This window comes from Mycobacterium sp. 1245499.0 (genome assembly GCF_001673615.1).
In the GTDB taxonomy this organism is placed as follows: Bacteria; Actinomycetota; Actinomycetes; order Mycobacteriales; family Mycobacteriaceae; genus Mycobacterium; species Mycobacterium europaeum_A.
In genome coordinates, this window is record NZ_LZMG01000416.1 from 25,884 (window position 1) to 32,698 (window position 6,815).

Annotated in this window: 7 protein-coding genes and 1 pseudogene; 5 read left to right on the forward strand and 3 right to left on the reverse strand. The window is 69.0% G+C overall.

Annotated elements, in window-relative coordinates; all coding sequences use genetic code 11:
* Window positions 1–91: 91 nt before the first annotated feature.
* Window positions 92–1,327 (forward strand): MFS transporter, encoded by a 1,236-nt coding sequence (locus A5646_RS26075; protein ID WP_197505296.1) that lies wholly within the window; start codon window positions 92–94, stop codon window positions 1,325–1,327.
* Window positions 1,324–2,691 (forward strand): LLM class flavin-dependent oxidoreductase, encoded by a 1,368-nt coding sequence (locus tag A5646_RS26080; protein WP_066881999.1) that lies wholly within the window; start codon window positions 1,324–1,326, stop codon window positions 2,689–2,691. Before A5646_RS26075 ends, A5646_RS26080 begins: the two co-directional genes overlap by 4 nt.
* A 15-nt stretch (window positions 2,692–2,706) precedes the next feature.
* Here the strand turns inward: A5646_RS26080 and A5646_RS26085 are convergent, their stop codons facing one another.
* Together A5646_RS26085 and A5646_RS26090 are read right to left on the reverse strand one after the other, a co-directional pair.
* Window positions 2,707–3,822: a hypothetical protein gene (locus A5646_RS26085; RefSeq protein WP_066882001.1), complete on the reverse strand. Its 1,116-nt coding sequence runs from the start codon at window positions 3,820–3,822 to the stop codon at window positions 2,707–2,709.
* On the reverse strand, window positions 3,822–4,988 hold the full coding sequence (locus A5646_RS26090) for a phosphotransferase family protein (protein ID WP_066882004.1): 1,167 nt from the start codon (window positions 4,986–4,988) through the stop codon (window positions 3,822–3,824). Before A5646_RS26090 ends, A5646_RS26085 begins: the two co-directional genes overlap by 1 nt.
* Before the next feature lie 46 nt (window positions 4,989–5,034).
* On the opposite strand from A5646_RS26090, the gene A5646_RS26095 reads away from it, so the two are divergent.
* Window positions 5,035–5,637, forward strand: a complete 603-nt coding sequence (locus tag A5646_RS26095; RefSeq protein ID WP_066870894.1) for a TetR/AcrR family transcriptional regulator — start codon at window positions 5,035–5,037, stop codon at window positions 5,635–5,637.
* Window positions 5,634–6,521 (forward strand): SDR family NAD(P)-dependent oxidoreductase, encoded by an 888-nt coding sequence (locus A5646_RS26100; RefSeq protein ID WP_066882006.1) that lies wholly within the window; start codon window positions 5,634–5,636, stop codon window positions 6,519–6,521. The genes A5646_RS26095 and A5646_RS26100 overlap by 4 nt, the downstream gene beginning before the upstream one ends.
* On the opposite strand, the gene A5646_RS30265 is transcribed toward A5646_RS26100, so the two are convergent.
* Window positions 6,518–6,640 carry a hypothetical protein gene (locus A5646_RS30265; RefSeq protein ID WP_255362104.1) on the reverse strand — a complete coding sequence of 41 codons (123 nt, stop codon included), beginning with the start codon at window positions 6,638–6,640 and terminating at the stop codon, window positions 6,518–6,520. The genes A5646_RS26100 and A5646_RS30265 overlap by 4 nt on opposite strands.
* A gap of 20 nt (window positions 6,641–6,660) precedes the next feature.
* On the opposite strand from A5646_RS30265, the pseudogene A5646_RS30190 reads away from it, so the two are divergent.
* Window positions 6,661–6,815: pseudogene (locus tag A5646_RS30190) on the forward strand (HNH nuclease); the annotation flags it as partial.

Here is a 6,815-nt window from a genome sequence, read left to right on the forward strand (position 1 = left end):
AAGCCCCGTCACCAGTTCTGCCGCCAGTCCTGCCAGTTCAGCCGTGGTCGCCGGCACCGCGCCGAACCTGCGCACCGTGGCCCTGGGCAGCATGATCGGCACCACCATCGAGTGGTATGACTTCTACCTGTACGCGACCGCGTCGGCGTTGGTCTTCAAACCGCTTTTCTTCCCGAATATCTCATCGACCGCGGGGACACTGGCTTCGTTCGCCACCTACGCCGCCGGATTCGGGGCCCGGCCCCTCGGTGCGGTGCTGTCGGGGCACTTCGGCGACCGGTTGGGCCGCAAGGCGGTTCTGGTGGGCGCGTTGGTGGTGATGGGTCTGGTCACCACCGCGATCGGAGCGCTGCCGACCTATGCCGCGGCCGGGCTGCTGGCGCCGGCGCTGCTGGCGACCCTGCGGGTGGTGCAGGGCCTGGCCGTGGGGGCCGAATGGGGTGGCGCCGCCGTGCTCTCGGTGGAGCACGCACCGCCCGATCGTCGCGGATTGTTCGGCAGCTTCACCCAGTTGGGCTCGCCGGCCGGCATGCTGTTGGCGACCTCGGTGTTCTTCCTCGCGCGCAAGGTCACCGGGCCGGCCTTCCTCACCTACGGATGGCGAATCCCGTTCCTGCTCAGCGTTTTTCTGGTCGGCATCGGCCTGTTCGTCCGGCTGAAGCTGACCGATGCGGAAATCTTCGAGCGGCTCAAGCGGCGCGACGAGCTGGCCCGGCTGCCGATAGTGGAGGTGCTGCGCACCGACTCGCGCAACGTGGTCATCACCACCGGATTGCGGCTGTCGCAGATCGGGCTTTTCGTTTTGTTGACGACGTATTCGCTTAGCTATCTTCAGGATTCATTCGGCAAGGGCAGCGCGGTGGGTCTGATCGCGGTGCTGGTCTCCTCGGCGCTCGGGTTGCTCAGCACGCCGGGCTGGGCGCTGCTGTCGGACCGGGTGGGGCGGCGGCCACCGTATCTGTTCGGCGCGCTCGCCGGGGTCGTTGCCCTGGCGTTGTTCTTCCTGGCCGCCGGCAGCGGGTCGGCGCTATGGGTCGTGCTGGCAATCGTGTTCGGCGTCAACGTCGTTCATGACGCGATGTATGGCCCGCAGGCGGCCTGGTTCGCCGAGCTCTTCGGCACCCGGGTGCGCTACAGCGGCGCGTCGCTGGGTTATCAGATCGGTGCCGTACTGTCGGGAGGGTTCGCGCCGTTGATCGCCGCGTCGTTGTTGGTGGTCGGCGGTGGCCGGCCGTGGCTGATCGTGGCGTACTTCGCGGTGCTGGCGGCGATCACGATTGCCGCCGCGTACGCGGCGCGCGAGACGCGTGAGGATGACATCGGGTGAGTGCGCCGCGCAGGATCTTTCTCAACGCCTTCGACATGGCCTGTGTCGGGCATCAGTCCGCGGGGTTGTGGCGGCATCCCGACGATCAGGGCTACCGGTACCGGGAGCTGGGCTATTGGACCGAGCTGGCCCGCATCCTGGAGACCGGCGGATTCGACGCGTTGTTTCTCGCCGACGTGCTCGGGGTCTACGACGTGTACGGCGGCTCGCGCGACGCTGCGGTCGTCGACGCCGCCCAGTTTCCGGTCAACGACCCCACGGCCGCGGTCTCGGCGATGGCGGCGGTGACCGAGGGCCTCGGCTTCGGGATCACCCTGTCGCTGACCTACGAGCAGCCCTACGCGCTGGCCCGCCGGCTCTCGACGCTGGACCACCTGACCGGCGGCCGGGTGGCGTGGAACATCGTCACGTCCTATTTGGACAGCGCCGCAAGGAATTTGGGCCTGGACGCCCAGATCCCGCACGACCAGCGTTACGAGATCGCCGACGAGTACCTCGAGGTCTGCTACAAGCTCTGGGAGGGGTCGTGGGAGGCCGACGCCGTGGTGCGCGACCCGCAGCGGGGCGTCTTCACCGACCCGGCCAAGGTGCACGACATCGAGCACAAGGGCCGTTATTTCTCGGTGCCCGGTCCGTTCCTGTGCGAGCCGTCGCCACAACGCACCCCGGTGCTGTTCCAGGCGGGCGCGTCGGCGCGGGGCGTGCGGTTCGCGGCGGCCCACGCCGAGGCGGTCTTCGTCTCGGGCCCGACGCCGCAGATCGTTCGCGGTCCGGTGCGCGCGTTGCGGACCGCCGCCGCCGAGCTGGGCCGCGACCCACGCTCGATCAAGGTGTTCACCATGGTGACCCCGGTGGTCGCCGAGACCCACGACGAGGCCGTCGCCAAGCTGGCTGAATACCGGCGGTATGTCAGCCCCGCCGCAGCGCTGGCGTTGTTCGGCGGCTGGACCGGGGTCGACCTGGCCGAACTCGACCCCGGCGAACCGCTGAAATACGTAGAGACCGACGCCAACCGCTCGGCGCTGGCCTCGTTCACCACCGCCGCGCCGGAACGCGCCTGGACGGTGGGCGAGCTGGCCGACGAGATCGGGATCGGCGGCCGCGGCCCGGTGCTGGTGGGTTCGCCGACCGAGGTGGCCGACGAACTCGAGCGGTGGGTCACCGAGGCCGACGTCGACGGGTTCAACCTGGCTTACGTGACGACCCCGGGCACCTTCGCCGATTTCGCGAAGTTCGTTGTCCCCGAGCTGCGTCGGCGGGGACGCGTCCCCGAGCGGCCGCCGCGTTCCACGCTGCGCCAGCGGCTCGGCGCCGGGGGGCCGCTGCTGCCCGACGACCACCCGGGCGCGGCCTACCGCCGCTGAATCACCGCCGCTGACCTAGGGCGCGACCGTCAGCCAATCCTTGAACCCGGACGGGTCGTGGCGGCCCAGCGCGCCGTGCTCGTAGAGGCCCCAACCCTCGACCGGCTCGCCGTCGCCGTCGCGGCAGACCGCGCGGCCGACGTGGTCGATCACGCCGAACCCCGCGCGGCCGACGATGGCCGGGTCGGTCATGTCGTACGTCAGCCGCTCGGCGAACTTTTCGCCCTTCCAGGTGCCGTGGATCCAGTCGGAGTCGCCGCCGTAGCCGCCGCCGACGTGAATGGGCACCGGCAGCTTGGACTCGACGTCGAAGTGGACCGGGGTCCCGTCCGGGGTGGTGGCGTCGATCGTCGCGCCGGTCGGGATGCGGGTCCCGGAGCGGTAGTGGATCTTGACTCGGGGCCAGCCCAGCTGCTCGACGCGCCCGTCGCGCCAAATGCGGGTGCAGTCGTTGAGCGAGCGGAACCCGTTGGGCTCTTCCTGGATGATGAGCACGATGGCGAAATCGTCGAATGCCATGGGTACGTAGAGCCACCACATCCCCTCGAAGGGCGGGTCGGCGGGCCGGCCCGCGGGCTCGGCCTCGCCGATCGGTCGGATACCCCAGGACCGGTCGCGACTGCCCAGCCAGGTGTCGGGGTCGACGGTGATCTGCTCGCCGTCGATGACGATGTGCCCGCTCCAGCTGCCCAGCTGCGCGAAGCGCTGCGCGTCCAGGGTGACCCGGTTGCCCGAGCGCAGGATGTGCGGTTGTTCCTGCACGACGTCGAACAGGCCATTCCACGTGAGATCGGCTGCGATGCCTTCGGTTTCGTCGAGCACGAGGCGCAGCTTGCGCAGCGGTTCGATGACCTCGACGCGGTAGCCGTTGACGTGCTGGTTGAGCCGGTCTTGATCGATGGCGTCCGAAACATGAACGGCGGTCTGGGTATCCCCGCGCCGGATGAGCAGGAACGCGTCCTTGACCCCGAGGTTGGGGTAGTAGCCGATGCCGCTGATCACGAAGATGTTGCCGGTGCGGTCGTGGGCGTTGAAGTAGGAGCGGTCGTAGAAGTTGCGGTCCGAGGAGCCCGGCCAGGCGATCGGTTGGGGGATCTGATGTACCGGGAACTCGTCGAGCGGTCCGAGCATTACTGGTCCTCTCCGATTGGGCTTTCGCCGATCAACCCCTCACCGATTAGCCTGCGCATCAATCCGGCGTGATAGAACAGCGATTCGACGTCGTCGGGCTTTTCGGTCTCGCCGAAGTGCACCCGCCGGGCGCCGGTGCGCATGAACACGCACGCCCACATCACGCCGGAGTACACGTAGAACCAATGCAGGTCGCCGACTTCGACTCCGGCCAGCCGCGCGTAGGTGGCGCGCACGTCCTCCTCGCGCATCACCCCGGGTAGCCCGGGCAGGGTGGCTAGGCCGGCCAGCTCCTGAAAGACCATGTGCGCGAAGATCATCCACGCCACGTCCAGCTCGCGCGGACCCAACGTCACCATCTCCCAGTCCAGCACCGCCACCGGCCGGAAATCGTGGTACAGCACGTTGCCGACCCGGGCGTCACCCCACAGCAGCACCGGCTCGGCGGCGGCCGCCGCGGCCGGCCAGTTGGCCTCCAGCCAGTCGAAGGTCCGCTCCAGTAGCGGTGATCGCCCGATGTCGGGTACCGCAAAGTCATACCAGGACCGCACCCAGTTGAAGTGCTTGCGCAGCGCGGTGTCGCCGGATTGCCCCTCGGTGAGGAAGCCAAATGTGCTCTGCGCGTTCGGGATCGAGTGCAACGTGGCCAGGACGCCGACGGTGGCGTCCTGCAGTTCGCGCTGCCGCTCGGCGGGCGCGTCGGCAAACCAGTTGCCGCCGAAGGTGTACGGCATGACGTCGGGCGGCACCTCGCCCTCCACGTAGTCCATCACGAAAAACGGTGTGCCCAGGACATCCCCGGTGTTCTCCAGCCAGCGCACCCGGGGCACGGGCACGTCGGTCAGCTCACCCACTTTGCGGATGACGTCGAATTGGTGGTCGAGCCGGTAGGTCGGGAAGACCTGCACATCCTCGGCGGTGGGGGCCACCCGCGCCACCAGCTTCTGTTCGGTCGGCCGGCCGTCCTGTTGCCAGCGGGTGGTCAGGATGATCGTTTCCGACGACATGCCCGTCGAATCCACGCCGCTTTCCACGGTCACCTCGGGATTTGCGGCGTCCGGCAGTACGGTGGAGAGCCAGCGTGACATGACCGTCGGCAATGTGCTGACGTCGCGGCTGGAGCGTTGCAGCCGGTCGACGTTGTCGACCGCCGGTTCTGTTGCCATAAGGTGCCTCCTTCGTTGAGGCAATTACGATACGGTAGGTAGCGTTATGAAAGCAGACCCGTCCGGCCTTGACAAGGCCTCCGGCGCCGGCCGCCCACGCGATCCGCGTATCGACTCCGCGATCCTTTCGGCGACCGCGGAACTGCTTGTCCAAACGGGCTATTCCAACATCAGCCTGGCCGCGGTCGCCGAGCGCGCCGGCACCACGAAATCCGCGCTGTACCGCCGGTGGTCGAGCAAGGCCGAGCTGGTGCACGAGGCCGCGTTCCCGACGGCCCCGACCGCCCTGGAGTCGCCGGCCGGGGACATCGCCGCCGACATGCGGATGATGATCGAGGCCACCCGCGACGTGTTCACCACCCCGGTGGTGCGTGCCGCGTTGCCCGGTCTGGTTGCCGACATGACGGCCGACCCGGCGCTCAACGCGCGGGTGATGTCGCGGTTCGTGGATTTGTTCACCGCGGTGCGGGTGCGGTTGCGGGAGGCGGTTGACCGGGGCGAAGCCCATCCCGATGTGGATCCCGACCGGTTGATCGAGTTGATTGGGGGAGCGACGATGCTGCGGATGCTGCTGCGTCCGGAAGAGGAGCTCGACGAGGCGTGGGTGGAGCAGACCACCGCCATCGTCGTACACGGGGTGCGGCGGTGACGGGACGGCTTGCGGGTCGCGCCGCGATCGTCACCGGCGGCAGCCGCGGTCTGGGCCGGGCCATCGCGCTGGCCCTGGCCGCCGAGGGTGCGGCGGTGGCGGTCGCCGGGCGTACCGAAGAAGTCTGGGACGACCGGCTGCCGGGAACCATCGGCGAGACCGTCGCCGACATCGAGGCCGCCGGCGGGCGGGCCCTGCCGGTCCGGGCGGACCTGACCGACCGTGAGCAGGTTGCCCGGCTGGTGCAGTCGGCGCGAGAGGCGTTGGGTCCCATCGGGATTCTGGTCAACAATGCGGCCTTCACCGCGCCCGGGCGACCGCCGAAGCCGGGCGCGCAACCGCGTGACGGCACCGCCAAGCCGTCGGGTGGCGCCAAGCCGTCGGGTGCCGTCAAGCCCGGCTGGCCGGGATTCGTCAGCACGCCGCTGCACGCGTATCGCCGGCACTTCGACATCGCCGTCTTCGCGGCCTACGAGCTGATGCAGATGGTGTGCCCCGACATGATCGAGGCGGGTGGCGGCTCGATCATCAACATCACCTCGGTCGCGTCGCGACTGCCGGGCGATGGGCCGTACGCCGACCGCGGCGGTGGCGTGCTGCCCGGGTATGGCGGATCCAAGGCCGCGCTCGAGCACCTGACCCAGTGCGCCGCATTCGATCTGACCGACCACAACATCGCGGTTAATGCGCTGTCGCCGTCCAAACCGATCCTCACCCCGGGACTCGCCTACTATGCCCGCAGCTTTGATGACACCGCGTCGGAGGATGAATTCGCCTGTGCGGCAGTCGAATTGGCCCTAGTCGATCCCGGGAAGGTCACCGGCCGCACCATCGGTCACCTTCAGGTCCTCGACGGCAGTTTCCGGCCTTTCACGCCTGCCTAGACCGGCTGGCCTTCGGGCGGGTCGGGATCCCCGCGCAGCAGCTCGTCGGGATGGTGCGCATGATTGACCTCGGGCGGCCCCTTGCCGTCGGTCCAGGCGAGTCGGCCGTTGCCGGCCACCGCCGTGCGCCATTCGCCGCGCCCACGAATGGGCAGAGGGCGGACGCACGGACGCCGACAACCTGTTCTTCGCCTGCGGATCCGACCACGGCGCGGTGGGGCGCGGCGAATGGCGCACGGCGGTGGCCGGCAACGGCCGACTCGCCTGGACCGACGGCAAGGGGCCGCCCGAGGT

Excerpts from the sequence above, each read along its gene's own strand:
- A5646_RS26090 (WP_066882004.1), bottom strand. The coding sequence starts at position 4,988 with ATGGCAACAGAACCGGCGGTCGACAACGTCGACCGGCTGCAACGCTCC.
- A5646_RS26085 (WP_066882001.1), bottom strand. The coding sequence starts at position 3,822 with ATGCTCGGACCGCTCGACGAGTTCCCGGTACATCAGATCCCCCAACCG.
- A5646_RS26075 (WP_197505296.1), top strand. The coding sequence starts at position 92 with ATGATCGGCACCACCATCGAGTGGTATGACTTCTACCTGTACGCGACC.
- A5646_RS26095 (WP_066870894.1), top strand. The coding sequence starts at position 5,035 with ATGAAAGCAGACCCGTCCGGCCTTGACAAGGCCTCCGGCGCCGGCCGC.